The organism is Bradyrhizobium nitroreducens (assembly GCF_002776695.1).
GTDB classification, from domain to species: domain Bacteria; phylum Pseudomonadota; class Alphaproteobacteria; order Rhizobiales; family Xanthobacteraceae; genus Bradyrhizobium; species Bradyrhizobium nitroreducens.
This window is the reverse complement of record NZ_LFJC01000003.1, coordinates 7,605,192-7,631,015: the sequence shown is the minus strand read 5'-3', so window position 1 is coordinate 7,631,015 and position 25,824 is coordinate 7,605,192. Positions and strand designations below refer to the sequence as shown.

The following is a 25,824-nucleotide window of genomic DNA, read 5'->3' as shown; positions in this document are numbered from 1 at the left end:
TCTACAATTCGACCCAAAAAGTGCATGCATATTTTTTGGACAATCTGGCCACAGAACTGCACACAATCTGGAGCTGCCCGCGCTCACCGTTTCCGCTAAGGCTATCACAGCTGAACTCGATGCCATGACCGCGCAGACCGCCTTCGACCTGATTTTCCGCAACGCGCTGTTGCGATCATCCGCCGCACCCGTCGATATCGGCGTGAAGGCCGGCCGGATCGCCGCGATGGAGCCGCGGCTTGCCTGCGAGGGTGTCGAGGTCGACCTCGGCGGGCACCTTGCCCTGCCCGGCTTCGTCGACACCCACATTCATCTCGACAAGGCCTGCCTGCTCGGCCGCTGCGGGCACAATCACGGCAGCGTCTCGGAAGCAATCCGCGCGGTCGCCGGAATGAAAAAGGATTTCACGGTCGAGGATGTCTACGCACGCGGCGCCAGGGTGCTCGAACGCGCCATCCTGAACGGTACGACGCGGATGCGCACCCATGTCGAGATCGACCCGCGCATCGGCCTGCGCGGCTTCGAAGCGGTCAAGTCGCTCAAGCGCGACCATGCCTGGGCGATCGACCTGTCGCTCTGCGTCTTTCCGCAGGAAGGCCTGACCAACGACCCCGGCAGCGACGAACTGCTGGTGCAAGCGCTGCGCGACGGCGGCGAGGCCGTCGGCGGCTGTCCCTACATGGACGCGGATCCGAACGCCCATCTCGCGCGCATCTTCGATCTCGCGCAAGAATACGACGTCGATGTCGATCTCCATCTCGACTTCGATCTCGATCCCTCCTGGTGGCATCTCGACGAGGTCTGCCGGCAGACCGAGCGGCGCAATTACGGCGGGCGCGTTGCGATCGGCCATGCGACAAAGCTCTCGGCCTTGCCGCCGCAGCGGATGCAGGCCGCCACCGCGCAACTGGCCCGATCAGGCATCGCCGTCACCGTGCTGCCCGCGACCGATCTCTATCTGATGGGACGCGAAGCCACCCACAACGCGCCGCGCGGGCTGACGCTCGCCCACAAGCTCGCGGGCGACGGCGTCGTGTGTTCGGTCGCGACCAACAACGTGCTCAACCCCTTCACGCCGTTTGGCGACGCCTCGCTGCTGCGGATGGCGAACTTCTACGCCAATGTCGCTCACGCCGCGGTGAGCGATTTCGACACCTGCCTCGATCTCGTCACCGAGCTGCCGGCGCGGCTGATGAATCTCGAAGATTACGGCCTCAAGGTCGGCAACCCCGCCGATCTCGTCGTGCTCGATACGCAAGACAGCCGCTTCGCCATCGCCGAGCTGCCTGACATCGTGATGGGCTTCAAGAGCGGCCGGCAGACCTTCGAGCGGCAACGGCCCACCCTGTTCCGCCCACAGAGCTGAGCGGCCCTCGCTGCGTCTTGGCCTTGCGCGCAGCGTACGCAATACTCACCGCAATTGATCGACGGAGGAACCAAACGGCGTTCGACAAAGCCTTCCTCAACGCGCGCTCTGACGGCGGCGGCCGCCACCATACCGCCGTCAAGGTCGGCCGAATCGCCGAGATCACTTCGGCCGAGCGAATGCGGCCGATGTTCCCGACGGTGGTCGCAGTGCCGCAGGGCCGCGCTGTGTACAAGGCAGGTATGCTCGTCGCTTCTGACGGCAAGATCGTCGGAAAACGTCGCTGAGCGCAGGAGGTTTCCAACCGTTTTCCGGCCGAGTCTCCGCTGAATCCGAGTCCGGTAAAATCCCGGACCGTAACCCAACGCGTTGCGGGAAAGGTCCTGCTAACCCTACTAGGACATGCGCACTGACCGTCTGCGTTCTCTGGGGAAGTTATGGATATGTTCAGCGCATTCAACAGCATCGACTATCGATCGATCCGGGCCAGCACACCTGCCGAAACCGCCGTCAAGCGATTGAACGGCATTGGCGAAGTTCTATCTGGCCTCGATATCTCGGCGATCCACACGCAGGACGACAAGACCCGTGCGCTCTGGACGCTGGATACCGCGGACAAGTGCATCCGCATGATTGTCACCGAGTTCCGCACCGCGCCTGCCAGGGAGCAGGTCGTCCGCAAGGCCAAGAGCCTGGTCGATCTGATCGAGCTCGCCCGGGACGAAATCTCCAACTATCGCGACGACGGCAGGGTCCTAAGCTGAACGTTCGCGTTCGGCGTCAACGTTTGATTCTTGCCAATATCCGGTCTGCCTCGGTACGCCAATCCGCGCTGCGGGCAAACTCCTTGGTGCCCCTGATGCCAAACAACCCTTCATCAGCCAGATCGGCCACCCAGGCCTGACGTTCGGCCGTGCCCTGCGCGGACCACGGCGTCAGCCCCGCCTCACGCACGGTCTCGGCGACCTCACGCACCTCCTCGGCACGGCGGCGACCATGCTCGATCACGCGCTGGAAGAAATAGGCGCCCTGCTTTTCCCAATTGATGGCAGGAAACGTCTCCGCGAGTGACGCCAGCACCGCATCCTCGACGCCATAAGCGCGCGCGGTCGTGAAGCTTTCGATGACCATGGCCTCCAGACCCTTGATCATGATGCTGCGGCACATCTTCACCGCCGATGACACCCCAAGCCCGTCGCTCGCGACCTTCGCGGCAAAGCCGATCGCGTTCAGCAGCGGCTCCAGCTCCCTCGCGCCGGGACCACCGAGCAACAGGGGCACCTTGATGCGATAAGGCGGCACCGAGGTCATCACCGCGCCCTCGACATAGCGACCAGCGGCGCCGTCGATCAGCGCAGCAGCCCGCTGCTTGGCGCCGGGAGATGCCGAATTGAAATCGAGGAACCAGGTGCCCTGGTTGATCGCTGCGGAACAGGCCTTTGCGACCGGAACAGCCTGGCTTGCGGTGACGGCCGAGATGATGAAATCGGATTTCGCGGTCAGCTCGGCATGAGACGCCGCGAGCACGACACCAGATTTGGCCGCATGCTCTTTCAGCGGTGCGCCCTGCTCGCCCCCGAGCTTGACGTCATAGGCCGCGACCTTGATGTCCTGTTGCCGCAGATCCTCGGCCAGAATCCGGCCGACCTCGCCATAACCGACCAGCCCGATCTGCCACCGTTTCGGATCCGCCATCAGTTCAATCCTCGTGTCGTCTCGTCGAATAGCTCGTCGACCGCATAGCGGCGCGGGATCAGCGCCTGCTGGAAGGCGTAGTCGACGATCAGCTCGAGCGGCTTTCTGTTGGCCTCGATTCCGAACGGAACGAAGTCGGGATGTCCCGCAGGTCCCATCTGGCCCTTGTTGCGCTTGAGCAGATCATAGATACCCTCGACCACGTCGGGGCGCGATTTCGCAAGCCTTTCGGTCACGACCACGAGATGGTTGACCGGGACGACACCACGCCGCGCGTACCACTTTGCGGCCTCTGCGGCCGGATCGGGGAATAGCGGCTTCAGGTTCGGATCGTTGGAGGTCTCGCCGAGGACCGCATCGAGCTCGCCGTCGAGCAGCATCTGCAACACCTTCTTGTCCTTCGGCGCGCGCTCGGTGGTGTCGACATATTCGGCGACATGCGGATCCTCGAAGGTCACCCAGCGGATCTTGTCGAGATTGACGCCGTAGTCGTTGGCGAGGATGCCCCGGATCCAGGCGCCCGTCGTCGTCGTGAACGAGCGAATGCCGACGCGCTTGCCTTCGAGATCGGACGGTCCGAGCGTTCCTCTCGCGGGATTGTACAGCGCATAGGAATGCTGGAAGCGGCCCATCATGGTCGCCGGCAGCAGCACCAGCGGCTTGCCGTGCGCCTTTGCCATCAGATAGGTAACGATCGCCATCTCGCAGACGTCGAAGGCTTGCTCGCGCACCATCGGCTTGAACGCCGCGTTGGTCGGCGTGTATTCGACGAAATCGAGATCGAACAGATCGGAGCGGAGCGCGCCGCTCTTCACCGCCTGAACGTGGGGGTGATTGCCGAGCACGGCCTTCAGCTTGAGACGATCCATCCGCCCGCTCCGCTTCGCCCTCAGACGTCCTCGGGATTGTCGACGTAGACGAGACCGGCCTTCGCCAACGGCTCGCGCATGCTGTACATGTCGAGGCCGAGCTCGCCCGAGGCGAGGCGCCTACGTTTGCCGCCCTCGTCCGCGTTGCGCTTCTTCGCCTTCTCGGCTACTTCGCCCGCATAGCGCTTCGGCACCACGACGACGCCATCGTCATCGGCCACGACGATATCCCCGGGATCGACGTTGACGCCGGCGCAGACCACGGGGATGTTGACCGAGCCGAGCGTCGCCTTCACGGTGCCCTTGGCCGAGACCGCGCGCGACCACACCGGAAAATTCATCTCGTGCAGCGCTTTGACGTCGCGGCAGCCCGCGTCGATGATCAGCCCCTGCACGCCCCGGGCCTGGAGCGAGGTCGCGAGCAGCTCGCCGAACATGCCGTCGGTATTGTCGGTGGTGCAGCCGACCACGAGGATGTCGCCCTTCCTGCACTGCTCGACCGCGACATGAATCATCCAATTGTCGCCGGGTTGCGCCAGCACGGTGACGGCGGGTCCGGCAATCGACGCGCCCGCCCAGACGGGTCGCAGATAAGGCTTCATCAGGCCAAGCCGGCCATAGGCTTCGTGCACGGTCGAGACGCCGTACTCCGCCATGCCGGCGGGATCGGCACGCTTGATGTTGCGAACGACGACCGGCTTCATGCCAGTTCCTCCGCAACCGTCGGGAACAGGCGCTGATAGGCCTCGCCATAAGTCATGGGCACGCCGGTGTTGCGGCTGCCCTGGATGCCGCGGTTGAGGGCGACGCGCTCGTAATAGCCCCAGAGATGTTTTTGCGCGGCGAGGATGTGGAACGCCTCGTACTTCTCCTTCCAGACCTCGTCGATCTTGAGGATCGTGTCCGGCTTGTAATTGCACTGCTCGGGCTGGTGCGGCTCGAACAGGAACACAGGCGGCGCCGAATATTTGTACTGCGCGCCGGGCTTGTGGCCCATCGCCTGCGCGACGACCCGCGTCTCCTGCGCGAAATGCGCCGCGTTCGGATGGTCGAAATTATAGGGATCTTCCAGCGCGTGGGTCAGCACGAAGCTCGGATTGAGCTCGCGGTAGATGTCGACCATGCGGTCGAAATGCGCTTCCGTCAGCTTGAGCGGATAGTCGCCGCAATCGAAAAATTCGATCTCGGCGCCGAGCAGCTTGGCTGCGCGCTCCGCCTCGTCCTTGCGCCCGGCCTTGACCGATTCCAGCGTCGCGCCCTTCTCCTTCCAGGCGAACTGGCTTTCGCCACGCTCGCCGAAGGATAGGCAGACGATCTTCATGCGATAGCCCTTCTTCGCATGCAGCGCGATGGCGCCGCCGGCGCGCCAGACGAAATCGCCGGGATGGGCGGTGACCACGAGACCTGTTTTCATGGGACGAACTCCCCTCTTCGTTCGTAAGCATCTTAGGCCACCCGCCTCATGCAGGCAGCAAATTCATCAGGCGACTGCGGCCGCAGGTTCCTCGCCGTCGAGCACGCGCTTCAACCGCTCGGCGTCGAGCGCGCCTTCCCATTTGGCAATGGCGATGGTCGCGACCGCGTTCCCGATCAGATTGGTCGGCGTCAGCCCCTGCGACATCAGGCGATGGATGCCCAGCACCAGCGCGACGCTGGTCACCGGAATGGTGCCGGTGGCGGACAGCGTCGCCGCCAGCACGACGAAGGCGGCGCCGGCGATTCCCGCCGCGCCCTTGGACATCACCAGCAGGATCAGCAGCAGCTCGATCTGCTCGGCGAGCCCGAACGGCGTGTTGGTCGCCTGCGCCAGGAACACCGAGGCCGCAGCGAGGTAGAGGCAGGTGCCGTCGAGGTTGAAGGAATAGCCGGTCGGGATCACGAGCCCGACCACGCTCTTCTCGCAGCCGGCTCTCTCCAGCTTGGTCAGCATTCGCGGCAGCACCGTCTCGGACGACGTCGTGGCGATACAGATCAGCAGCTCTTCCCAGATATAGCGGATCAGCTTGAGCAGCGAGAAGCCGCACAGCCGGGCCACCGGTCCGAGCGCGACGACGATGAAGACCACGCAGGTGAGATAAAAGCCGCCGAGCAGCTTGCCGAGCGCGGCCAGTGATCCCACGCCGAACTTGCCGACCGTAAAGGCAATGGCGCCGAACGCCCCGATCGGCGCCGCCCACATCACGAAGCCGACCACCGCGAACACCATCTTGGCGGCGATGTCGATCAGGTGGACCAGCGGCGCGCCGCGCTCGCCGAGCTGCACCAATGCGAAACCGCACAGCACGGAAATGAACAGCACCTGGAGGATGTTGCCTTCCGCAAAGGCGCCGACGAACGTCGCCGGCACGATGTTCATCAGGAACGGCACGAAGCCGATGACGCTGGTCTGCTTGACGTAAGGCTCGATCGCGCCGGCATTGATGCTGGCAGGATCGATGTTCATGCCGACGCCGGGCTTAAGGAGATTGACAGCAATAAGACCGATGATCAGCGCTATCGTAGTCATGATCTCGAAATAGACGATCGCCTTCACCGCGACACGTCCCACCCGCGCCATGTCGGCCATGTGGGCGATGCCGTGCACGACGGTGCAGAAGATGATCGGCGCGATCAGCATCCGGATCGCCTTGATGAAGGCGTCCCCGAGCGGCTGCATCTTGGCGCCGGCCTCGGGGCTGACACTCCCAAGCGCGATGCCCGCGGCCATGGCGATGAGCACCTGGATCCAGAGCTCCTTCCACCAGACCCGCCCTCGCGGCTTGTCGATCGCGAGCGCCGTCACCGGTCGAACTCGAACAGACGAGCCGGATTGTCGACGAGGATCTTCTGCTGAAGCTCCGGTTCCGGCGCAAACAGCGGAATGAGATCGACGAGGTCGCCGTCATTCGGCATGACTTTAACGTTGGGATGCGGCCAGTCCGTGCCCCAAATGATGCGATCGGGCGCGGTCTCGACGATCTTTCGCGCGAACGGCACCGCATCCGTGAACGGCGGACCGGCCGAGGACACGCGCTCGGAACCGCAGATCTTCACCCAGCACTTCTCGTCGCGCTGCATCAGCTCGATCAGGATCCGGAACGGCAACTGGTCGAGCCCCTCGGACGCCTTCACCCGGCCCATGTGGTCGATGGTGTAGCTGAGCGGCAGCCTGGTCAGCATGTCGGCATATTCGGGCAGATCGATCGCGTCGAAATGCAGGTCGATGTGCCAGCCGAGCGGCGTGACCATCGCGACGATGCGGTCGAACACGCGCTTGTCGGGCACCCCGCCGAGATGGCGGACGAAATTGAAGCGGCAGCCGCGAAAGCCGCCCTCGTGCAGCACGGCTAGCCCGCGCTCGGTGATGCTGTCGTCGATATTGGCGACCGCACGGTAGGCGCCGCCACTTTGCGCAATCGCATCGAGCGCCACCGTATTGTCGGTGCCGTGCACGCTGGCATTGACGATCACGGCGCGCTGGACGCCGAGCTTGGCGTGCAGCGCCCTGAAATCCTCCAACGGTGCGTCGGGCGGGGTATAGGAGCGATCCGGCGCGTAAGGATATTTCGAGCCGGGCCCGAAGATGTGACAATGCGCGTCGCAGGACAGCTTCGGCAGCTTGAACTTCGGCGTGCGCGTGTTCGGATCGGGCGGCGGAATGGTCGGCGTGTACATCGTCTTCATCAGGTGAACTTGAACAGGCGCGCGGGATTGTCGACCAGCAGCTTCTGCTGGACCTTGGCATCGGGTGCGAAGAGCGGGATCAGGTCGACGATCTCGCCGTCATTCGGCATGACCTTGACGTTGGGATGCGGCCAGTCGGTGCCCCAGAGCACGCGATCGGGCGCATTGTCGATCAGCGCCTTCGCGAACGGCACGGCGTCATGGAACGGTTTGCCGGTGCTGGACGCGCGCTCCAGGCCCGTGATCTTGACCCAGCACTTCTCGTCCTTCTTCTGGAGATCGAGGAGCGAGGTGAAGCCGGGGTCGTCCAGCCCCTTCCCGGCCTGCACCGTCCCCATGTGGTCGATCACATAAGGCGTCGGCAGCGCAGTGAGGATTGGCGCGAATTCGGCGATCGTGCCCGGCTCGAAATAGACGTCGATGTGCCAGCCGAGTTCGGCAACGCGATGCACGATGCGCTGGAACTTGTTCATGTCGCCGACGCCGCCGAGGCGCTTGAGGAAGGCGAAGCGGCAGCCGCAGATACCGGCCTTGTCGAGCGCCCCCAGTTCCTTCTCGGTCATCTCGTCGTTGACGTTGGCGATGCCCTTGTAGGCGCCCTCGCTTCCAGCGATGGCATCGGTGACGACGCGATTGTCGGTACCGTGCACGGTCGCGTTCACAATCACGCAGCGCTCGACGCCGATCTTCTCATGAACGATCCGGAACATCTCCAGCGGTGCATCGGCCGTATTGTAGGGCCGCTTCTCCGAGAACGGGTAGCGCGACGCCGGCCCGAAGATGTGGGTATGGCTGTCGCAGGATTTCGGCGGCAGCTTGAACGACGGCGTTTTGGGATTGGGGTCCGGCGGCGTAATCGTCGGCATCGCCTTCGGCTCTTCCGCGCGCACCTCGCCCGTGAGCACCGCGCCGGCCAGCCCGGTCAAGAGATGCAAGCACTCCCGCCTGTTCATGTTTCCAACACCCTGTCACATCATCCGCCTGCAAGCGGAAGCGCGGTTGCGCGCCTCCCCTCGGGCGGCTGTTCTTCAAGTCTTGCTGCTGACGACCGGCCGCCGCCGTGCCGGCGCGGCCTGATCGAGCGCCGGCGCCTGGAACGCGGCGACGGTGGCCTGCACCAATTGCTCGATCGCATTGGCGGGATCGCTGCCGTCGGCCTCGCCGCGCGACAGGCGCGAGACCCGGTCCGGCGTCACCAGCGAATAATAAAGCGCGCCGAGCAGGAAGTGGCTGCGCCAGACGATGTCGGTGCGCGGAATGTGTGGCAGGCTCTCGTGGATCGCGTCGATGAAGGCGTGGCTTGTGTCGTCGAAGGTCTGCGCGATGATCTTTCGCGCGACCTCGTTGCCCTCGGCCGACATCACGGCGCGCAGCCGCGTGAAGCGCGCCCCGCCGCCGGCAAGGTCGCTGCCCGAGGTGAAGGCCGGCGCCACATAGGCGCGCACGATCGCCTCCAGCCGGTCCTGCAGATCGCGCACGCGCTTTGCGGCCGCCAGCAGCTCCGAACGGCGCAGGTTCATCGGCCCGCAATGACGCCGGTAGATTTCCAGCAGCAGGCCGTCCTTGGTCTTGAAATGATAGGTCACGCTGCCGGGATTGGCCCCGGCGGCTTGCGCGATGTCGCGCACCGAGACGGCGTTGAAGCCGTTGGTGGCGAACAGCTCCTCGGCGGCGGCGAGGATCGCCTCGCGCATGTTCGGCTTGCGGGCCGATTCCTTGCTGGTGGGCTTGCGTACCATGTGATTTGTACTATCGTACAAAAGATCAGGTCTCGTCAACAAAAACCACGGGCGGTGTCCGGGCGGGTCGGAAGACCGGCCGCAAGCACGCAAACGCCCGCAAGGAGTGCTGGGAAATGCTGGGTTTGAACAAGATGATCGGCGGTGTGATGCTGGGCGCCGGTTTGCTGCTGGCAGGCGGTGCCGCGCAGGCGGCCGACGCTTATCCGAGCAAGCCGGTCCACATTCTCGTCCCCTACGCCGCCGGCGGCGCGGTCGATGTGCTTGCGCGCACCCTGGGCCAGGCGCTGGCCAAGACCTGGGGCCAGCAGCCGGTGGTCGACAATCGTCCCGGCGCCGGCGGCATCGTTGCCTCGCAGGCGCTGACGCAGGCCGCGCCCGACGGCTACACGCTGATCCTGGTCGCGAGCGGACATCCGCTCAACCAGTTCATCTATCCGAGCGTGCCCTACGACACGTTCAAGGATTTTACTGCGATCACGGAAGTGGCGTCCTCGCCGCTGGCGATCGTGGTCGCCAAGGACAGCCCGTACAAGACGCTCGGCGATCTCCTCGCCGCCGCGAAGAAGGAGCCGGACAAGCTCTCCTATGGCATGTCCGGCAACGGCACCTCGGCCCATCTTGCCGGCGAGCTCTTGAAATACATGTCCGGTACCAAGATCGTCTCGATTCCCTACAAGGGCGGCGCGCCGGCGCTGACCGCGGTGATATCAGGCGAGATCCCGCTCAGCATCAATCCGCTCGCCGAAGCCATCGGCCAGCTCGAAGGCGGCCCGGTGCGCGCGCTCGCGGTGACCTCGGCTGAACGTTCGAAGGCGCTGCCGGATGTCCCGACCGTCGCCGAGGCCGGCGTGCCCGGCTATGACGTCTCGGTCTGGTGGGGCGTCCTCGGCCCAGCCAAGATGCCGCCGGAGATCGTTGCGAAGCTCGAAACCGACCTCAAGGCCGCGCTGCAGGATCCGAACGTGAAGTCGACGCTCGGCAAGATCGGTGCTGCCCCGGTGGGCTCCTCGTCCAAGGATTTCGACGCCTACATGCATGCCGAAGCGACCAAATGGGAGCCGGTGCTGAAGGCGGCCAACATCCGCGCGCAGTGAGGCGCGCATGAAGATCTGCTCCGGACGTTTCGCGCGCACCGCCCTGCTCGCGGTTACATTCCTCGGCCTGGCCGACGCGCCCGTGCGCGCCGACGGCGAAGCAAAGCTGCTGGCGCCGAGCGGCACCTTGCGCGTCGGCATCTATCCGGGCAGCCCGACCTCGATGGTGACCGATGCCGCCGGCAAGCCGCACGGCCTCGCCTATCATCTCGGCGGCGAGCTGGCCAGGCGCCTTGGCGTCGGTGTCGATTACGTCAAATTCGAGCGCGTGGCCGATATCGTCGCCGCCATTCACGACGGCAAAATCGATTTCACCGTGACCAATGCCACGCCGGCGCGCGCGAATGACGTCAGCTTCAGCCAGCCCGTGCTGGCGATCGAGCTCGGCTATCTCGTCCCGCCGAACTCGCCGATCGGAAACGTCGAGGACATCGACAAATCAGGCGTGAAGATCGGCGTCACCAAGGGCTCGACCTCGGAGCGCACGCTGCCCGCCAAGTTCAAGAACGCCACCATCGTCCCCGCCGAGAGCGTCAAGGCCGCCATCGGCATGTTCGGCCGCGGCCAGATCGATCTTTACGCAACCAACAAGCCGACGCTGTTCGAGATGTCCGACCAGATGCCGGGTGCGCGCATCCTCGACGGCAATTGGGGGCTCGAGCACATGGCAATCGCGATCCCAAAGGGGCGCGAAGACTCTCTCATCATGCTCAACCGCTTCGTTGCGGACGAGCAATCCTCCGGCGCGCTCGACACGATCCAGCAGCAGGCAGGCCTGCGCGGAGCGACCAAGGCCAGGCGCGAGTAGGCTCTCGCCCGCGCCACGCGCTGGAGCGCGGCAGTGTGGCGACGCCGATACCGTCGACACGTCGCGCCGCGAACTTTAATTCCTGTTGCTGCACATCAACGCAACAACATGGATAAAGCGTCATTTGTGTTTTGCACGGCCTTGCGCGAGCAAGGTCTGGCGAACACGAGAGACGACGCATGAGCAAACCCGCATTGTTGAAACTTCATCGCTGGATCACGCTGGTCTTCGCCCTTCCGCTGTTTGCGATCATGGCCACCGGCTTGATCCTGTCCGTCGAGCCCCTCGTGCAAACGAGTGGCATTGGCGGTGGCGCGATCGATGCGGGCCGTGTCATCGAGTTAGTGAAACGGTATGATCCCGACGGCAAGGCGCGCGGGCTTTCCATCAACGCGGCCAGCCGGCGGATCACGCTGCAGGGCACGAACGTGCCTGCGATCGATCTTGCCACCGGCGAAGCTGCATCGGTGAGTTCGACCGTGTCGGACATCTTCCTTTGGGCGCGTTTCACGCACGAGAGGCTCATGGGACAGGCCTGGCTGGTGACTGCATCCACGCTGGCGATGGTGATCGTCCTGGTGCTTGGCATCGTCATGGGGCTGCCGCGGCTGCGCAACACGCTCTCGGGATGGCACAAGGGGACCGCCTGGTTCACGCTGCCGCTGATCCTGCTCAGTCCGTTGACCGGCCTGTGCATGGCGTTCGGCCTGACCTTCCAGACGGCAGCTCCTCCCACGGGCGGCCGCCCTCTCGCTTTGCCGGACGCGATCCGCATGGTCGCGGCCTCGCATGAGCTGTCGCACGTCATCTCGATCGGCACCCGCGGCGGCCGCATGATGGCAAGGCTTTATGACGGCGGAGAGTTGCGCGCCTATGCCATCACCTCCGCGGAGGTCACGCCGCTGCCGCGCAACTGGCCGCGCCTGATCCACGAAGGAAACTGGTCGGCCATGATCGCCTCGCCGCTCAATGTCGTAACCTCGATCGCGCTGCTGACGCTGCTGTCGACCGGGCTGCTGATCTGGGCGCGGCGAACGCTGCGCAAGCCGCGGCCCCGCGCGGGACGACCGGCCGACGCGGCCGTGGCCGGCGCCGGCTAATCGCGTCGAGCATCAGTTGCGGGCATTTGCCCTCATCTTCTCCGGTGGCGCAGGCCGTCGCAGGAAATCAGCGTCAGCGTCGGCCGACGGGATCAGGATCGCGCGCTCGCGCGGCAGCGCCTCCGGCATCTCGTCGCGAATGAAGGCGACGAGCCTCTCCCTGATCTCGCAGCGCAGGTCCCAGGATTGCGGCGCGTTCCGCGCGCTGACCAGCGCCCGCAGCTCGATGGTGCGCGAATCCGCGTCGATCACCTGAAGGTTGACCACGGCCCCGTCCCAGAGCTTGGACTGCTTCACGGCGTCCTCCAGCCAGCGCCGGATGCGCGGGACGTCGGCACGGTAATCGACGTGGAGCGCGATCACGCCGATCAGCGAAGCGGTGTCGCGGGTCCAGTTCTGGAATGGCTTCTCGATGAAATAGGACAGTGGCACCACCATGCGGCGCCAGTCCCACAGCCGGATCACCACATAGGTCGAGGCGATGTCCTCGACCCAGCCCCACTCGTTCTCGATGATCACGGCGTCCTCGATCCGGATCGGCTGGGTGATCGCGATCTGCAGGCCGGCGATCAGATTGCTCAGCAGGGGCCGGGCAGCAAGACCGACGATGATACCGGCCGCGCCGGCGGAGGCGAACAGGCTGACCCCGTATTGCCTCACCGAGTCGAACGTCATCAGCGCGGTCGACACCGTGATGATGACGATGATCGTGTCGGTGACACGCTTGAACACGCGGACCTGCGTGACGTGCTTGCGCGCGACGAAGTTCTCGGAGACATCGCGGAAATTCTGCAGATAGCGCGCCGCGCTCATATCGACGATCCGGATCGAGATCCACCCGATCAGGGCGATGAAGGCCACGACGAACAGGCGCATCAGCGGTGTGCGGATCGTGTCGTCGAGCGGCGCGAGCGGCAACACCAGCGCAACGGCCGCCAGACAAAGAGCCAGTCGCGCGGGCCCTGCCGTCCGGTCGATGAAGACGCTCAGCAGCGGAAGCCGGGCTCCGAAGGCGCGAGTGAGCAGCCACATCGCAAGCCGATAGGCGAACTGTGCAAGCAGGATGGCGCCGACGACGAGGCTGAGGCCGACAAACCACGACGGTATCCAACCGAGCATCCCATCGATCTCGGCCATGAGGGCCTGCCAGTTCATTCCTGTCCCCGAGGTTGCATTCACATAGCGGGCTCAACGCCTCCCGGCGGGCTTCGCTCCCCCGCCCCGTGCAACGCAGCATTCCGCTGGTGCAACCGTCGCCGGACTGCGCTAATGTCACTGCATTCATGACTCGACGTAGCGGCAGCGCCGATCTTCCCTTGCACACCGGCCGGGTTCCGCCCTGGCTGGCCAGCCGCATGGCTTCACTCGGGGCGATCGTCACACAGGCGATCGTGCATCATTACGGCCGCGATGCATTTCTGCAGCGGCTGTCCCATCCCTTCTGGTTCCAGTCGTTCGGCGCCGTGATGGGAATGGACTGGCACTCCTCGGGGATCACGACCTCGGTGATCGGCGCACTGAAGCGCGGGCTCGGGCCTCTCCAGGACGAGCTCGGGATTTACGTCTGCGGCGGCCGCGGCCAGCACTCGCGCAAGACGCCGGACGAGCTGATGCAGCTCGGCGACCGCGTCGGCTTCGACGGCGCGAAACTCACCCGCGCCAGCCGGCTGGTGGCGAAGGTCGACAGCGCGGCCGTGCAGGACGGCTTCGATCTCTATCTCCACGGCTTCTTCGTCACCGCCGACGGCAAATGGACGGTGGTGCAGCAGGGCATGAACGGGGACAAGCGGCAGGCACGACGCTATCACTGGCATTCCGAGGCGCTGAAGAGTTTCGTCGATACGCCGCATAGCGCGATCGACGGCCCCCAGCAGGGTGAGATCGTCAATCTCACCGACCATCGCGCCGAGATCTCGCGCACCGTGCAGCTCGATCTCCTGGAGGATCTCGGCCCCGATCGCATCGTCTGCGAATTCGAACGGCTGATCGGGACCGCGCCGGAGCCGGCGCAGGCCATGCTGCCGCATCTGATCATGCCCGCGCATCACGACGTCAGGCCGAAGGACGTATTCGCGCGCCGCCTGCACGGCACGCTCGCGGCGGCAGCCGAGCGCGGCCCGGTCGATTTCCCGGAGCTGTTGCTGACGCCGGGCGTCGGCGCCCGTACCGTGCGGTCGCTGGCGATGGTCGCGGAAGTCGTGCATGGCGCGCCCTACCGCTTCACGGACCCCGCGCGATTCTCGCTCGCCCATGGCGGCAAGGACCGGCATCCCTACCCCGTCCCGATCAAGGTCTATGACGAGACCATCCGCGTGCTGAAGGGCGCGATCCAGAACGCAAAGCTCGGGCGCGAGGAAGAGCTGCAGGCGATGAAGCGGCTCGACGATCAGGCGCGGCGGCTGGAGCGAACCGCGCGCGGTCCTTCCGTCGAGACCTACATCGCGGGTGAACGCGCCGCCTCGCCCGATCTCGACGGCCGCTCGGTGTTCGGCTGGGAGCGCGATCTGGCGGAAACAAAAAAGCGGACCGGCTGAACACCGGTCCGCCAAGGCCTGTCGTGTTCAGCTCGCCACAGTCAGCGAACGGTCGATGCTCGCTTCGCTGCGCGCAGTTGCCCTTGTTCCCCGCCCCTCGGCCGTCACGGGAAGCATCGCGATCGCGCGCAAGCCCGGTCGCTTGCGCCAGTGAACGTCGGCGGGATCGACGGCCAGTCCGAGTTTCGGCCAGCGCACGAATAGCGCTTCCAGCGCGCAGGCACCTTCGATGCGGGCGAGCTGATGGCCGAGGCAGAAATGGATTCCCGTTCCGAACGACATGTGACGGTTCGGCTTGCGTTCGAGATCGAGGCTGTCAGGGCGATCATGCATCGCCGGATCCATATTGGCCGCGGCGAGCATCACCATGACGCGATCGCCCTTCTTGAGGCGCGCGCCCTCGACATCGATATCCCGCCGCACATAGCGCGGTTTGGAGAACTGCACCGGCGAGACGAAGCGCAGGAACTCCTCCACGGCAAGTCCGACGCGGCTCCAGTCCTGCTCCAGCCAATCGCGCAAGCCCGGATTTCTGAGCAGCTCGTAGGCCGACCCGCTGATGAGATGCGTGGTCGTCTCGGAGCCGGCGGCCAGCAGCAGGAACACCATCGAGACCATCTCATCCGGCGTGATCTCGCCGCCCTCGCGCTCGACCTGGATCAATTCGGCAATCAGGCCCTCGCCGCCCCTTTCGCGCGCGATCTGCAATTGTCGCGCGAGATAGGCGCGCATCTTTCGGAACGCGAACAGCAGGCGGAAGAAGCTGACGACATTGGTCAGCGAGGACATCTCGTTGGCCCAGGCGATGAATCTCGGACGGTCGGTCTGTGGCAGGCCCAGCAGTTCGGAGATCACCGCGAGCGGCAGGATACGCGCGTAGCGCTGGACGAGATCGGCCGGATTTCCGGTCACGAACAGCTCGCCGGCTAGTTCGTCGGCGATGGCGCGGATGCGAGGCTCCATCGCGACGATCGCGCGGCGGCGAAAGGCCTCGTCCACGATGCCGCGCAGCCTGGTATGGTCCGGCTCGTCCATCGTCAGCATGTTGTTGGCGATGGTCCTGACGTATCGCGGCATCCACCAGCGCAAGCCGGCGACGTCGCCATCATCCTTGCGCAGCGTGAAGGTCGTGCTGTCCTTCAGGACCGCTGCGGTCGCGTCATGCGTGGTCGTGATCCAGACATCGCCGACGAGAGGAAATCGCGTCGCGACCACGGGGCCGGACATGCGCAATGCCGCGATCGCCTTGGGCGGATCGCGAAAGAAGGCCTCGCTGGTGAAATCGAGGCGCGGTGTCATGGGATCACCGGTGTGATTGGTGGCGCTTCAGGCAGATGGGACGCGGCGCGGCTCGCGCAAGGGCCGGAACCGCTATCGTCTCGCGAGAACGGACGCTCGAAACCCGCCTAGCCGCGTCCCGGCGGGCGCTGTCCGGTCTTGCGCTGCTGTTGCGTGTAGGCGTCCCAATGGCTCCAGCTGCCGTTGCTGAGGCTCTGCAGGTCCGTCGCGAGCGGACGACGTGTGCGCTTGTCATGATCGGCGATCACGCGCTCCGACTGCACGATCTTGCGCTTGAGTTCCGCGATGGTCTTCAGGGTCTGGCCGTTCCGCTTCGACGAAGCGATTTCGCCGATCGTGAAGCGCGCGGTCTCCACCGCCTTCAACTCGGCGCGGTTCTTCTTCAACTGAACCCGGTGCCAGGCGATGTGGCTGTCGCTGTCCGCAACCATGTGGGAACTCCGCTGATTCGCTCCCACAGTGTATCAAGCGCCGAATCGGCGCCGCAACGCCCGGCAGGCGGCGAAAATGCGGTCTTATTGCGCAAGAGGACCGACTTAGCGTTCGGCGAAGGCCTTTTCGACCACGAATTGGGCCGGCTCGCCGTGATTGCCCTCGACAAAGCCGCGCTCGCCCAGCAGCACGCGGGTGTCCGCCACCAGCGCCGGGCTGCCGCAGATCATGACGCGGTCATGGGCGGCTTCCAGCACCGGCAGGCCGATGTCGCTGAACAGCTTGCCCGAAGTGATGAGGTCGGTGATGCGGCCGCGGTTGCGGAAGGGATCGCGGGTCACGGTCGGGTAGTAGATCAGCTGGTTCTGGATGTACTCGCCGAGCAGTTCGTCCTTCGGCAGATGCTCGGTGATCATCTCGCCATAGGCGAGCTCCTTCACGTGACGGCAGCCGTGCAGGAGCACGACCTTCTCGAACCGCTCATAGGTCTCGGGGTCCTTGATCACGCTCAGGAACGGCGCAAGGCCGGTCCCGGTGCCGATCAAATAGAGGTTGCGCCCCTCTTCCAGATTGTCGATGACCAGCGTGCCGGTGGCCTTGCGGCTGACGATGATCTCGTCGCCTTCCTTCAAGTGCTGAAGGCGCGAGGTCAGCGGACCGTCCGGCACCTTGATCGAGAAGAACTCGAGGGTGTCCTCGTAGTTGGCGCTGGCGACACTGTAGGCCCGCAGCAGCGGCTTCTCGCCGACCTTGAGCCCGATCATGGTGAATTCGCCGTTGCGGAAGCGGAAGGTCGGGCTGCGGGTGGTCTTGAAGGAGAACAGCGTGTCGGTCCAATGGTGGACGCTCAAAACGCTTTCCTGGTTGAAATTGCTCATCTCACCCTTCCGTGTCGCTCGCTTGCGGTTCCGAGGCGGTCAGCTATGCGTCGTTTGTACACGATCATTCGTACACTAATGAATAATCCTGCTTGATCCCGGGGTCAAGGCTGCCCAAGATCGACAGCGTTGCAGTTAGGAATAAGGAGCCCCTTCCATGGCGCATGACGCACCCCAGGCCACCGGACCCTCGAAGCTCGTGATCCGGAATATCGGCCTGATCCTGTCCGGCGCCCTGGAAAAGCCGATCCTGGACGGCGACACCATCGTCGCCGAGAACGGCAAGATCACCGCGATCGGCCGCTTCAAGGACGTCGACATCGAAGGCGCGACCACCATCGTCGACGCCCAGGGCACCACGGTGGCGCCGGGCCTGATCGACAGCCATGTCCACCCCGTCGCGGGCGACTGGACACCGCGCCAGAACCAGATCAACTGGATCGACAGCTATCTCCATGGCGGCGTCACCACCATGATCTCCGCGGGCGAAGTGCACATGCCCGGCCGCCCCCGCGACGTCGTCGGCCTGAAGGCGATGGCCGTATTCGCCCAGCGCGCATTCTGGACCCTGCGTCCCGGCGGCGTGAAGGTTCATGCCGGCGCGCCGGTGATCGAATGCGAAATGGTCGAGGAAGACTTCAAGGAGATGGCCGCCAACGGCGTCAAGCTGCTCGGCGAGGTCGGCCTCGGCGGTGTCAAGGACGGTCCGACCGCACGCAAGATGGTCGGCTGGGCGCGCAAATACGGCATCCAGAGCACGATCCACACCGGCGGCCCCTCGATCCCCGGCTCCGGCCTGATCGACAAGGACGTGGTGCTGGAGGCCGACACCGACGTGGTCGGTCACATCAACGGCGGCCACACCGCCCTGCCCGACGACCAGATCCGCTGCATTTGCGAGGGCTGCAAGCGCGGCCTCGAGCTGGTGCACAACGGCAACGAGCGCTCGGCACTGTTCACCCTGCGCACAGCGCGCGAGATGGGCGACCTGCACCGCGTCATCCTCGGCACCGACGCCCCCGCCGGCTCCGGCGTGCAGCCGCTCGGCATCCTGCGCATGGTCTCGATGCTGTCCTCGCTCGGCGAGCTGCCGGCCGAGATCGCGTTCTGTCTCGCCACCGGCAACACCGCACGGATGCGCGAGCTCGATTGCGGCCTGATCGAGGTCGGCCGTTCCGCCGACTTCGTCATCATGGACAAGGCCCAGCATTCGCCCGGCAAGAACATCCTGGAGAGCGTGCAGCTCGGCGACCTCCCCGGCATCGGCATGACCATCATCGACGGCATCGTGCGCACCCAGCGCAGCCGCAACACCCCGCCGGCCGGCAAGGTGCCGGAGGTGGTGGCGAAGTGACGCAGCCGGAGCGGCTCGCCGCTCCGCATCGCCCCTCGATGGCGTTGAACAAGTCTGCGGCCTGCTGCGTCTAACGCAGGCAGCCCTCGGCGGCGGCAGTTCATTGCTGGACCATCGAGGAGACATGAAGAATTCATCACGGATAGCCGTCGGCGTTGTCGGCGCGGTGACGGGCTACGTCGCCACTTTCGTGCTGTTGTCCTTGTTCGATTTCGGCAACCGGGCCGACCCCATCACATCGGGGCTGCTGGGACTGTTCGTCTATTCCCCCATCGGCGCGATCGCCGGCGCGGTGCTCGTCAACTGGCTGATGGGACGCTCCGACAAGGCCACCAGCAATGGCAGCGTCGCGCGCAACAGCCTGAAGTCGCTCGGAATCGTCGCCCTGCTCTGTGTTGCAGGTATCGGGATCTACATTGCATACGCCTATGCGACTGCGACGCCCTGGCTCAACCGGAACGGCGCCAATCCCCTGCTTGTGTTCGAAGTCCGTTTTCCCGCCGGCGTCACGGTGCCGACGTCGACCCAGGGCATCACCATCGAATTGCAGACCGACCTCAACACCATGCCGGGCGAAGTGACCCCCGCCGCGTTCCATCGCGACGGCGACCAGGCCGTGATCGCTGGCGAAGTCGAGCTGGCGTTTCGAACCTCGCACCGGCAGCTCGCCGTCACCATCCAGGGCCAGCCGAGCCGAACCTATCCGATCGACTTGACGGCCCGGGCGCCGCATACGCCGGAGTTCGGCACGTGGCGGCGGATCGGCGACGGCAGCGAGATCCGCTACCGCGCCAAATGGCCAGGCAAGTCGTGAGCGCTGGGATTAACAATCTTCCGATTTCGCAGCGCATATAGGTCTGGCGCTTAGGTAGCCGACCACACCGTCTTCATCGATATCAGTCGCCAGTCCCCGCGCCTTGTTCAACTGCCGTGGGGTGGGCAAAGGCGCGAAGCGCCGTGCGCACGATCTCTTCCTGACCGAGAAAGATGGTGGGCACGCTTCGCTTTGCCCACCCGACTGCACCGCTACGGCACCGCCCTCGACGGCACCGTCACCTTAGCTTGTTCAGCAGCGCCATCAATGTCTCGCGCTCCTTGGCGTCGAGCGGCGCCAGCGTCTCGCGCGTGATGGCGAGTGCATTCGGGGCAAGCTTTTCCGCGAGCTGTTGACCGGCGCGCGTGAGGCTCACCAGAAGCCGCCGTCCGTCCTCGGGATCCTGGCTGGTCTCGGTGAGGCCCCGCGCCGTCAGGCGGTCGATCACCCCCTTGATGGTCGCAACGTCCATTGCCGTGAGCCGGCCGAGCTGGTTCTGCGAGCACGCACCTGTCTCGGCGAGCTTCGACAGCGCCGCCCATTGCGTCGGAGTCAGATTGGTGCCGATATCACGGGAGAAGATCGAGCTGTGGCGCTGCCAGACCTGACGCAGGATGAAGCCGACCTGCTCGTCGAGCACGTAAGGCGGCTTCTGCAACGATTTTGCCGATTTGATGCTCTTCTTCGCCGTGACGCTTCTCGCCATCCGCTCGCCGCCCCTTCCCTTCGCCTTCACAACGACAGATGCGCGTCGCGGATATCCGGACGCGCGTCGAGCTCGGCCATGGTGCCCCCGAAGCAGATGCGGCCACGCTCGATGATGTAGGCGCGATCCGAGATCAACCGCGCGAAATGCAGATTCTGCTCGGAGACGACGATGCTGACGCCCTCCTTCTTCATGGTCAGGATGGCATCGACCATCTGCTCCACGATCTTCGGTGACAGGCCTTCCGACGGCTCGTCGAGCAACACCAGCGACGGATTGCCCATCAACGTGCGGGCAATGGTAAGCATCTGCTGCTCGCCGCCGCTCATGCGGCCGCCCGGACGGTTCTTCATCTCGCCGAGATTTGGAAACAGCGCGAACAGTTTTTCGCGGGTCCAGTATGGCGCGTTCGGACGCTTGGGCTGCTTGCCGACTTCGAGATTTTCCTCGACCGTGAGATCGGTGAAGATACGCCGCTCCTCCGGCACGTAGCCGAGGCCCTCGCGGACGATCTCGTGCGTCGGCTTTGCCGAGACGTCCTTGCCCTCGAACGTGATGCGGCCGGAGCGCTGCGCCACGAGGCCGACGATCGAGCGGAACGTGGTCGACTTGCCCGCGCCGTTGCGGCCGAGCAGCGCCACCACCTCGCCCTCGCCGACCTCGAAGCCGATGTCGAACAGGATATGCGCCGGGCCGTAATGGCTGTTGAGGCCCTCGACAGTCAGCTTCACACTGATGCTCCCTCGCGATGGCGGGCATCGTAGACGAGGCCTTCGCCGAGATAGACCGCCTGGACCTGCGGATTGCCGCGCACCTCGGCCGGCGTGCCCTCGGCGATCAGCGTGCCGCGGTTGAGCACGATGATGCGGTCGGCATGCTCGAACACCACGTCCATGTCGTGCTCGGTGAAGAGCACGCCGATCGACTTCTCCCGCGCGATCTGCGCGGTGAGCCGCATCAGGTCGACGCGCTCGCGCGGCGCCATGCCGGCGGTCGGCTCGTCCATCAGCAGCAGCTTCGGCTGATTGGCGAGCGCAACCGCAAGCTCGAGCCGCTTGAGGTCGCCATAGGCTAGCTCGCCGCAGGGACGGTCCGCGTAGCCGCCCATGCCGACCAGCTCGAGCAGACGGCCGGCCTCGGCGCGGTCGAATTTCGGCGCCGAGCCGAACAGATTGAACAGCTGCTTGCCATGCGAGATCAGCGCGACCTGCACGTTCTCGCGCACGGTCATGGTGGCGAAGGTCGCAGTGATCTGGAACGTGCGCCCGACGCCCATGCGCCAGATCTCGCGCGGCTTCCTGCCGGTGATCTCCTCGCCGAGCAGGCGAACGTGGCCGGTATCGGGCTTGTTCTGGCCGTTGAGCATGTCGAAGCAGGTGCTCTTGCCCGCGCCGTTCGGACCGATCAGTGCGAGGATCTCACCGGCGCGCAGCGAGAACGACACGCCGCGGACGGCGTGGATGCCGCCATAGGATTTGGTCAGGCCTTCGACCGCGAGAAGTGGAGATGCGACGCTCATTCGGCAGACTCGATCGGCTTGGCAATCAGAGGTGATCCCGGCGGCGATGCCTTTCGCCGGCGCTGCGCCAGCATCTCCAGCACGCCGACGATGCCCTTGGGGAAGACGACGACGATCAGCATGATGAAGCCGCCGAGCACGAGCTTCGACAGATCGGTCTGGCTGACCAGCCAGATGTTCAGCGCCTTGTAGACGATGGCGCCGACCACCGCGCCCGACACCGTCTCCACGCCGCCGAGCAGCACCATGACCAGTGCATCGACGGAGAGCGAGATACCGAGATTGTCGGGGAAGACGCTGCCCTTCAGATACGCGAACAGCGCGCCGCCAATGCCGGCGGTCGTGCCTGCGATCACGAAGGCTGTCCACTGGATGCGCTTGGCGTTGATGCCGATCGCTTCGCTACGCAGAAGCGAGTCGCGCGTGGCCCGTAGCGCGTAGCCGAATGGCGAGAACACCATGGCCCGCAGCGCGATGGTCACCAGTGCCGCAACGCCGAGCGCCAGCCAATAGAAGTGCGACGGGCTCGCCGCCCATTTCTCCGGCCAGATACCCAAGATGCCGTTGTCCCCGCCGGTGACGCTCACCCATTGGAACGCGATCGACCAGACGATCTGTGCGAAGGCGAGCGTCAGCATGGCAAAGTAGACACCGGAGAGCTGAACGGCGAAGAAGCCGAACACGGCGGCGCCCATGCAGCCGAGCAGCGGCCCGAGCAGCAGGCAGACGATCATCGGCAGCCCCGCCATCTTGGCAAGGAAGGCGACGCCGTAGGCGCCGAGGCCGAAATAGGCGGCATGGCCAAAGGACGCGAGCCCGCCGACCGACATCAGGAAGTGCAAGGAGACGGCGAAGATCACGAAGATCGCGATCTCCGAGCCGACCGTCAGCGCGTAATTGCCGGCGAACAGCGGCAGCATCGCCGCGACGACGAGGGCCGCCAGCGAAGCGAGGCGCTCGTTCGACGTCAACGGCCGCCAGGGATTGACAGTGAGGCCCGGCGTCTTGCGCGCGGCCGCCTCGGGCTTGCCGAACAGCCCCCAGGGACGGACGATCAGCACCACCGCCATCACCAGGAAGACCAGGATGATGGAAATCTTCGGAAAGATCAGGATGCCGAAGGCATTGAGCTCGGACACCAGCACCGCCGCGACGAAGGCGCCGACGATGCTGCCGAGGCCGCCGATCACGACCACGACGAAGACCTCGACGATGATGCGCAGATCCATGGCGTGATGCACCGCGTCACGCGGGATTTGCAGCGCGCCGCCGAGCGCCGCGAGGAAGACGCCGACCGCGAACACCGATGTGAACAGCCATTTCTGGTTGACGCCGAGCGCTGCGACCATGTCGCGGTCCTGCGTCGCCGCGCGCACCAGCACGCCCCAGCGCGTGCGTTGAAACAAGAGCCAGAGGATGCCGAGCACGACGGGGCCGAGCGCGATCAGGAACAGATCGTAGCTCGGGATGTTCTGGCCGAAGAAATCCACCGCGCCCTTGAAGCCCGGTGCGCGGCGGCCGACGAGATCGTCAGGCCCCCAGATCAGCACCACGAGGTCCTCGACCATCAGGGTCAGGCCGAAGGTCGCGAGCAGCTGGAACAGCTCGGGTGCGTGATAGATCCTGCGGAGCAGCACCATCTCGACCAGGACGCCGATCAGCGCCACCGCGAGCGCGGCCAGCACGATGCTGCCCCAGAAGCCAAACGCGCCTGAAAGCCGCTCGGTCAGCGTGAAGGCGATGTAGGCGCCGATCATGTAGAAGGCGCCGTGCGCGAAGTTCACGATCCGCGTCACGCCGAAGATGATCGACAGGCCCGAGGCCACCAGGAACAGCGACGCCGCGCTGGCGAGACCGGTCAGAAACTGTACGACGTAAAAGGCCATCGGCGGTCCGGGTTAGGTGCTGCATGCCGCGGCACGCGGGTCCTGGTTCACCTCTCCCCGCTTGCGGGGAGAGGTCGAATTGCGGAGCAATTCGGGTGAGGGGGAGTCTCCGCGAGTCGTCTGTCACCTCCCTCGCGGAGGCTCCCCCTCACCCGAACCCTCTCCCCGCAAGCGGGGCGAGGGAGAAGGAAGCGATCAATCCTTCGGACGCATCTTCTCGACTTCGGCATCGCCAGGCAGATAGTCCGAACCCTTCTTGTAGGACGAATCCACCATCACGCCCTTGCCGTCCTTCAGCGCGGTCTTGCCGACATACGCGCCAAGCGTCGATTGGTGGTCGATCTTGCGGAAGGTGATCTCACCGAACGGAGACGGCACCGAGAGGCCTTCCGCCGCAGCGATCAGCTTCTCCGGATCGCTCGAGCCGGCTTTCGCCAGGATGGCAGCCGCCGACTTGATGGTCTGGTAGCCGACGATCGAGCCGAGGCGCGGATAGTCGTTGTACTTGGCCTGGTAGGCCTTCAGGAACGCATCGTGCTCCGGGGTCTTGATCGAGTACCAGGGATAGCCGGTGACGATCCAGCCCTCGGGCGTCTCGTCCTTGAGCGGGTCGAGATATTCCGGCTCGCCGGTCAGGAACGAGACGACCTCGCGTCCCTTGAACAGGCCGCGGGTGTTACCCTCGCGCACGAGCTTGACGAGATCGGCGCCGAAAGTGACGTTGAGGATAGCTTCCGGGTTCGCGGCGGCAACCGCCTGCACCACTGGGCCCGCGTCGATCTTGCCCTGCGGCGGCCATTGTTCGTCCACCCACTGGATATCAGGACGCTTCTCGGACATCAGCTTCTTGAACACCGCGACCGCCGACTGGCCGTATTCATAGTTCGGCGCGATCGTCGCCCAGCGCTTGGCGGGCAGCTTGGCGGCGGCCTCGACCAGCATCGCGGCCTGCATGTAGTTCGAGGGACGCAGGCGGAAGGTGTATTTGTTGCCCTTCGACCAGGTGATGGCGTCCGTCAGCGGCTCGGCCGCGAGGAAGAACACCTTCTTCTGGTTGGCGAAGTCGCTGACGGCAAGACCGATGTTCGACAGGAACGTGCCCGCGAGCATCGCAACGCCCTCGCTCGACACCAGCTCATTGGCTGCGGTCTGCGCATCGGCCGGCTTGCCGCCATCGTCCTTGGAGACGACGACGAGCTTCTTGCCGTTGATGCCGCCGGCCGCGTTGACCTCCTCGACCGCGAGCTGCCATCCCTTGCGATAGGGCTCGGTGAAGGCCGGCAGCAGCGAGTAGCTGTTGATCTCGCCGATCTTGATGTCCTGCGCCAGGGCCGACTGAGCCATGCCGCCCGCCAGAAGCGCGAAGGCCGCGCCCACAAAATAGTCTCTCGCTCGCATCCCAACCTCCAGTTTTGAACTCTACGTCTTCAGCGTGTCTTGTCGGGGAAGCTGTGTCCGCCTCCCCGGTTCAAACCTATCTCAGACCGTCTTCGCCCTTGATCTCCGCGACCGTCAGCCCGCCGACGCGCGGCAGCGGCCGGCCGCTGTCGGTAACGGCGACCGCGACCATGATCTCGTTGGCGCGCGGCGCGTCGTTGATCTGCACCTCCATGCCATCAAAATGGCTACGCACGAAGGCGGCGTCCTTGTGCCCCAGCGGAATGTCGAGCGTCGTGCCCGGCCCGCTGCGCTTCTTCGACGACGGGATCAGCGCCGCGCCCTTACCCAGAACCTTGCGTACCGGCGCGCCCATTTTCGGATGCAGGATCGCGGCGGCATGTTCCAATTCGCCGTTCTCGCCGACGGCCGCGGCCTTGCCATAGCTCTGCGCCTTGGCGCCGTCGATGCCAAGCGCGGCCACCGCACGCTTCGACAGGAGCTCGCCGAGCTCCTCGCCGATCGCGATCAGCGGCGAGAGGTCCTCGACATATTTCCCGGCAAAGGGATTTTCGATGACGGCGATGGCGGCAGCGCGCCGGGTCGGCGGCGAGACCTGGCGGCCCATCTCCATCTGCGTCTCTTCGACGACGGTGACGATCTTGCGGATGATCGCGCTCATGTCTCG

The 25,824-nt window shown here is 65.0% G+C and carries 27 protein-coding genes; 9 read left to right on the top strand and 18 right to left on the bottom strand.

Annotated elements, in window-relative coordinates:
• The first annotated feature begins 124 nt into the window (after window positions 1-124).
• The 3 genes from TSA1_RS36105 (at window position 125) to TSA1_RS36095 (ending at window position 2,130) form a co-directional block, all read left to right on the top strand.
• A complete protein-coding gene (locus TSA1_RS36105) occupies window positions 125-1,366 on the top strand; it encodes an amidohydrolase family protein (protein ID WP_100180477.1) in 1,242 nt (413 codons plus the stop codon).
• 17 nt (window positions 1,367-1,383) lie between these two features.
• Window positions 1,384-1,653: a hypothetical protein gene (locus tag TSA1_RS36100; RefSeq protein WP_100180476.1), complete on the top strand. Its 270-nt coding sequence runs from the start codon at window positions 1,384-1,386 to the stop codon at window positions 1,651-1,653.
• A gap of 156 nt (window positions 1,654-1,809) precedes the next feature.
• A complete protein-coding gene (locus TSA1_RS36095; RefSeq protein ID WP_100181532.1) occupies window positions 1,810-2,130 on the top strand; it encodes a hypothetical protein in 321 nt (106 codons plus the stop codon).
• Between the two features lie 16 nt (window positions 2,131-2,146).
• Here TSA1_RS36095 and TSA1_RS36090 read toward each other — a convergent pair whose 3' ends face one another.
• From TSA1_RS36090 to TSA1_RS36055, 8 genes are all read right to left on the bottom strand, one after another.
• The gene (locus TSA1_RS36090; RefSeq protein ID WP_174719371.1) at window positions 2,147-3,064 is read right to left on the bottom strand and encodes a DUF1932 domain-containing protein; all 918 of its coding nucleotides are present in this window, start codon (window positions 3,062-3,064) and stop codon (window positions 2,147-2,149) included.
• Window positions 3,061-3,930: a substrate-binding domain-containing protein gene (locus TSA1_RS36085; protein ID WP_100180474.1), complete on the bottom strand. Its 870-nt coding sequence runs from the start codon at window positions 3,928-3,930 to the stop codon at window positions 3,061-3,063. The genes TSA1_RS36090 and TSA1_RS36085 overlap by 4 nt, the downstream gene beginning before the upstream one ends.
• A gap of 20 nt (window positions 3,931-3,950) precedes the next feature.
• Window positions 3,951-4,634: a 4-carboxy-4-hydroxy-2-oxoadipate aldolase/oxaloacetate decarboxylase gene (locus tag TSA1_RS36080; RefSeq protein ID WP_100180473.1), complete on the bottom strand. Its 684-nt coding sequence runs from the start codon at window positions 4,632-4,634 to the stop codon at window positions 3,951-3,953.
• Window positions 4,631-5,344, bottom strand: coding sequence for a PIG-L deacetylase family protein (locus TSA1_RS36075; RefSeq protein WP_100180472.1), 714 nt, complete (start codon window positions 5,342-5,344; stop codon window positions 4,631-4,633). The genes TSA1_RS36080 and TSA1_RS36075 overlap by 4 nt, the downstream gene beginning before the upstream one ends.
• A 66-nt stretch (window positions 5,345-5,410) precedes the next feature.
• Window positions 5,411-6,712 (bottom strand): C4-dicarboxylate transporter DctA, encoded by a 1,302-nt coding sequence (gene dctA / locus TSA1_RS36070; protein ID WP_100180471.1) that lies wholly within the window; start codon window positions 6,710-6,712, stop codon window positions 5,411-5,413.
• Window positions 6,709-7,593, bottom strand: coding sequence for an amidohydrolase family protein (locus tag TSA1_RS36065; RefSeq protein ID WP_100180470.1), 885 nt, complete (start codon window positions 7,591-7,593; stop codon window positions 6,709-6,711). Before TSA1_RS36065 ends, dctA begins: the two co-directional genes overlap by 4 nt.
• Window positions 7,593-8,546: an amidohydrolase family protein gene (locus tag TSA1_RS36060; RefSeq protein WP_100180469.1), complete on the bottom strand. Its 954-nt coding sequence runs from the start codon at window positions 8,544-8,546 to the stop codon at window positions 7,593-7,595. Before TSA1_RS36060 ends, TSA1_RS36065 begins: the two co-directional genes overlap by 1 nt.
• 75 nt (window positions 8,547-8,621) lie before the next feature.
• Window positions 8,622-9,332: a TetR/AcrR family transcriptional regulator gene (locus tag TSA1_RS36055; protein ID WP_100180468.1), complete on the bottom strand. Its 711-nt coding sequence runs from the start codon at window positions 9,330-9,332 to the stop codon at window positions 8,622-8,624.
• Window positions 9,333-9,448: 116 nt separating this feature from the next.
• Between TSA1_RS36055 and TSA1_RS36050 the strand changes: the two genes are divergently transcribed.
• The 3 genes from TSA1_RS36050 to TSA1_RS36040 all read left to right on the top strand — a co-directional run bounded on the left by TSA1_RS36050 (window position 9,449) and on the right by TSA1_RS36040 (window position 12,337).
• Window positions 9,449-10,429 (top strand): tripartite tricarboxylate transporter substrate binding protein, encoded by a 981-nt coding sequence (locus TSA1_RS36050; RefSeq protein WP_100180467.1) that lies wholly within the window; start codon window positions 9,449-9,451, stop codon window positions 10,427-10,429.
• A gap of 7 nt (window positions 10,430-10,436) precedes the next feature.
• Window positions 10,437-11,237: an ABC transporter substrate-binding protein gene (locus TSA1_RS36045; RefSeq protein WP_100180466.1), complete on the top strand. Its 801-nt coding sequence runs from the start codon at window positions 10,437-10,439 to the stop codon at window positions 11,235-11,237.
• Between the two features lie 179 nt (window positions 11,238-11,416).
• Window positions 11,417-12,337 (top strand): PepSY domain-containing protein, encoded by a 921-nt coding sequence (locus tag TSA1_RS36040; protein ID WP_100180465.1) that lies wholly within the window; start codon window positions 11,417-11,419, stop codon window positions 12,335-12,337.
• Between the two features lie 12 nt (window positions 12,338-12,349).
• Here the strand turns inward: TSA1_RS36040 and TSA1_RS36035 are convergent, their stop codons facing one another.
• Window positions 12,350-13,492 (bottom strand): mechanosensitive ion channel family protein, encoded by a 1,143-nt coding sequence (locus TSA1_RS36035; RefSeq protein WP_100180464.1) that lies wholly within the window; start codon window positions 13,490-13,492, stop codon window positions 12,350-12,352.
• Window positions 13,493-13,620: 128 nt separating this feature from the next.
• Here TSA1_RS36035 and TSA1_RS36030 point away from each other — a divergent pair, with 128 nt between their 5' ends.
• Window positions 13,621-14,871 carry a DUF763 domain-containing protein gene (locus tag TSA1_RS36030; protein WP_100180463.1) on the top strand — a complete coding sequence of 417 codons (1,251 nt, stop codon included), beginning with the start codon at window positions 13,621-13,623 and terminating at the stop codon, window positions 14,869-14,871.
• A 27-nt stretch (window positions 14,872-14,898) separates the two neighbouring features.
• On the opposite strand, the gene TSA1_RS36025 is transcribed toward TSA1_RS36030, so the two are convergent.
• The 3 genes from TSA1_RS36025 to TSA1_RS36015 all read right to left on the bottom strand — a co-directional run bounded on the left by TSA1_RS36025 (window position 14,899) and on the right by TSA1_RS36015 (window position 17,480).
• Window positions 14,899-16,170 (bottom strand): cytochrome P450, encoded by a 1,272-nt coding sequence (locus TSA1_RS36025; RefSeq protein WP_100180462.1) that lies wholly within the window; start codon window positions 16,168-16,170, stop codon window positions 14,899-14,901.
• A gap of 107 nt (window positions 16,171-16,277) precedes the next feature.
• On the bottom strand, window positions 16,278-16,601 hold the full coding sequence (locus TSA1_RS36020; protein WP_100180461.1) for a hypothetical protein: 324 nt from the start codon (window positions 16,599-16,601) through the stop codon (window positions 16,278-16,280).
• 105 nt (window positions 16,602-16,706) lie between these two features.
• Window positions 16,707-17,480: a ferredoxin--NADP reductase gene (locus TSA1_RS36015; RefSeq protein ID WP_100180460.1), complete on the bottom strand. Its 774-nt coding sequence runs from the start codon at window positions 17,478-17,480 to the stop codon at window positions 16,707-16,709.
• A gap of 157 nt (window positions 17,481-17,637) precedes the next feature.
• Between TSA1_RS36015 and TSA1_RS36010 the strand changes: the two genes are divergently transcribed.
• Together TSA1_RS36010 and TSA1_RS36005 are read left to right on the top strand one after the other, a co-directional pair.
• On the top strand, window positions 17,638-18,834 hold the full coding sequence (locus tag TSA1_RS36010) for an amidohydrolase family protein (RefSeq protein ID WP_100180459.1): 1,197 nt from the start codon (window positions 17,638-17,640) through the stop codon (window positions 18,832-18,834).
• 124 nt (window positions 18,835-18,958) lie between these two features.
• A complete protein-coding gene (locus TSA1_RS36005) occupies window positions 18,959-19,648 on the top strand; it encodes a hypothetical protein (protein ID WP_100180458.1) in 690 nt (229 codons plus the stop codon).
• Between the two features lie 238 nt (window positions 19,649-19,886).
• On the opposite strand, the gene TSA1_RS36000 is transcribed toward TSA1_RS36005, so the two are convergent.
• From TSA1_RS36000 to TSA1_RS35975, 6 genes are all read right to left on the bottom strand, one after another.
• The gene (locus TSA1_RS36000) at window positions 19,887-20,354 is read right to left on the bottom strand and encodes a MarR family winged helix-turn-helix transcriptional regulator (protein WP_100181531.1); all 468 of its coding nucleotides are present in this window, start codon (window positions 20,352-20,354) and stop codon (window positions 19,887-19,889) included.
• Between the two features lie 26 nt (window positions 20,355-20,380).
• A complete protein-coding gene (locus TSA1_RS35995; protein ID WP_100180457.1) occupies window positions 20,381-21,085 on the bottom strand; it encodes an ABC transporter ATP-binding protein in 705 nt (234 codons plus the stop codon).
• Window positions 21,082-21,873, bottom strand: coding sequence for an ABC transporter ATP-binding protein (locus TSA1_RS35990; RefSeq protein ID WP_100180456.1), 792 nt, complete (start codon window positions 21,871-21,873; stop codon window positions 21,082-21,084). The genes TSA1_RS35995 and TSA1_RS35990 overlap by 4 nt, the downstream gene beginning before the upstream one ends.
• Entirely contained in the window at window positions 21,870-23,759 is a 1,890-nt protein-coding gene (locus TSA1_RS35985; RefSeq protein WP_100180455.1) for an ABC transporter permease, read from the bottom strand. Before TSA1_RS35985 ends, TSA1_RS35990 begins: the two co-directional genes overlap by 4 nt.
• Before the next feature lie 195 nt (window positions 23,760-23,954).
• A complete protein-coding gene (locus TSA1_RS35980; protein ID WP_100180454.1) occupies window positions 23,955-25,157 on the bottom strand; it encodes an ABC transporter substrate-binding protein in 1,203 nt (400 codons plus the stop codon).
• A gap of 76 nt (window positions 25,158-25,233) precedes the next feature.
• Window positions 25,234-25,818, bottom strand: a complete 585-nt coding sequence (locus tag TSA1_RS35975; protein WP_024338309.1) for an amino acid synthesis family protein — start codon at window positions 25,816-25,818, stop codon at window positions 25,234-25,236.
• Between the last annotated feature and the right edge of the window lie 6 nt (window positions 25,819-25,824).

Coding starts and splice junctions, on each gene's coding strand:
- TSA1_RS36105 (WP_100180477.1), top strand. CDS start 125: ATGACCGCGCAGACCGCCTTCGACCTGATTTTCCGCAACGCGCTGTTG.
- TSA1_RS36095 (WP_100181532.1), top strand. CDS start 1,810: ATGTTCAGCGCATTCAACAGCATCGACTATCGATCGATCCGGGCCAGC.
- TSA1_RS36085 (WP_100180474.1), bottom strand. CDS start 3,930: ATGGATCGTCTCAAGCTGAAGGCCGTGCTCGGCAATCACCCCCACGTT.
- TSA1_RS36080 (WP_100180473.1), bottom strand. CDS start 4,634: ATGAAGCCGGTCGTCGTTCGCAACATCAAGCGTGCCGATCCCGCCGGC.
- TSA1_RS36075 (WP_100180472.1), bottom strand. CDS start 5,344: ATGAAAACAGGTCTCGTGGTCACCGCCCATCCCGGCGATTTCGTCTGG.
- TSA1_RS36065 (WP_100180470.1), bottom strand. CDS start 7,593: ATGAAGACGATGTACACGCCGACCATTCCGCCGCCCGATCCGAACACG.
- TSA1_RS36060 (WP_100180469.1), bottom strand. CDS start 8,546: ATGAACAGGCGGGAGTGCTTGCATCTCTTGACCGGGCTGGCCGGCGCG.
- TSA1_RS36055 (WP_100180468.1), bottom strand. CDS start 9,332: ATGGTACGCAAGCCCACCAGCAAGGAATCGGCCCGCAAGCCGAACATG.
- TSA1_RS36050 (WP_100180467.1), top strand. CDS start 9,449: ATGCTGGGTTTGAACAAGATGATCGGCGGTGTGATGCTGGGCGCCGGT.
- TSA1_RS36045 (WP_100180466.1), top strand. CDS start 10,437: ATGAAGATCTGCTCCGGACGTTTCGCGCGCACCGCCCTGCTCGCGGTT.
- TSA1_RS36040 (WP_100180465.1), top strand. CDS start 11,417: ATGAGCAAACCCGCATTGTTGAAACTTCATCGCTGGATCACGCTGGTC.
- TSA1_RS36035 (WP_100180464.1), bottom strand. CDS start 13,492: ATGAACTGGCAGGCCCTCATGGCCGAGATCGATGGGATGCTCGGTTGG.
- TSA1_RS36030 (WP_100180463.1), top strand. CDS start 13,621: ATGACTCGACGTAGCGGCAGCGCCGATCTTCCCTTGCACACCGGCCGG.
- TSA1_RS36025 (WP_100180462.1), bottom strand. CDS start 16,170: ATGACACCGCGCCTCGATTTCACCAGCGAGGCCTTCTTTCGCGATCCG.
- TSA1_RS36020 (WP_100180461.1), bottom strand. CDS start 16,601: ATGGTTGCGGACAGCGACAGCCACATCGCCTGGCACCGGGTTCAGTTG.
- TSA1_RS36015 (WP_100180460.1), bottom strand. CDS start 17,480: ATGAGCAATTTCAACCAGGAAAGCGTTTTGAGCGTCCACCATTGGACC.
- TSA1_RS36010 (WP_100180459.1), top strand. CDS start 17,638: ATGGCGCATGACGCACCCCAGGCCACCGGACCCTCGAAGCTCGTGATC.
- TSA1_RS36005 (WP_100180458.1), top strand. CDS start 18,959: ATGAAGAATTCATCACGGATAGCCGTCGGCGTTGTCGGCGCGGTGACG.
- TSA1_RS36000 (WP_100181531.1), bottom strand. CDS start 20,354: ATGGCGAGAAGCGTCACGGCGAAGAAGAGCATCAAATCGGCAAAATCG.
- TSA1_RS35990 (WP_100180456.1), bottom strand. CDS start 21,873: ATGAGCGTCGCATCTCCACTTCTCGCGGTCGAAGGCCTGACCAAATCC.
- TSA1_RS35985 (WP_100180455.1), bottom strand. CDS start 23,759: ATGGCCTTTTACGTCGTACAGTTTCTGACCGGTCTCGCCAGCGCGGCG.
- TSA1_RS35980 (WP_100180454.1), bottom strand. CDS start 25,157: ATGCGAGCGAGAGACTATTTTGTGGGCGCGGCCTTCGCGCTTCTGGCG.
- TSA1_RS35975 (WP_024338309.1), bottom strand. CDS start 25,818: ATGAGCGCGATCATCCGCAAGATCGTCACCGTCGTCGAAGAGACGCAG.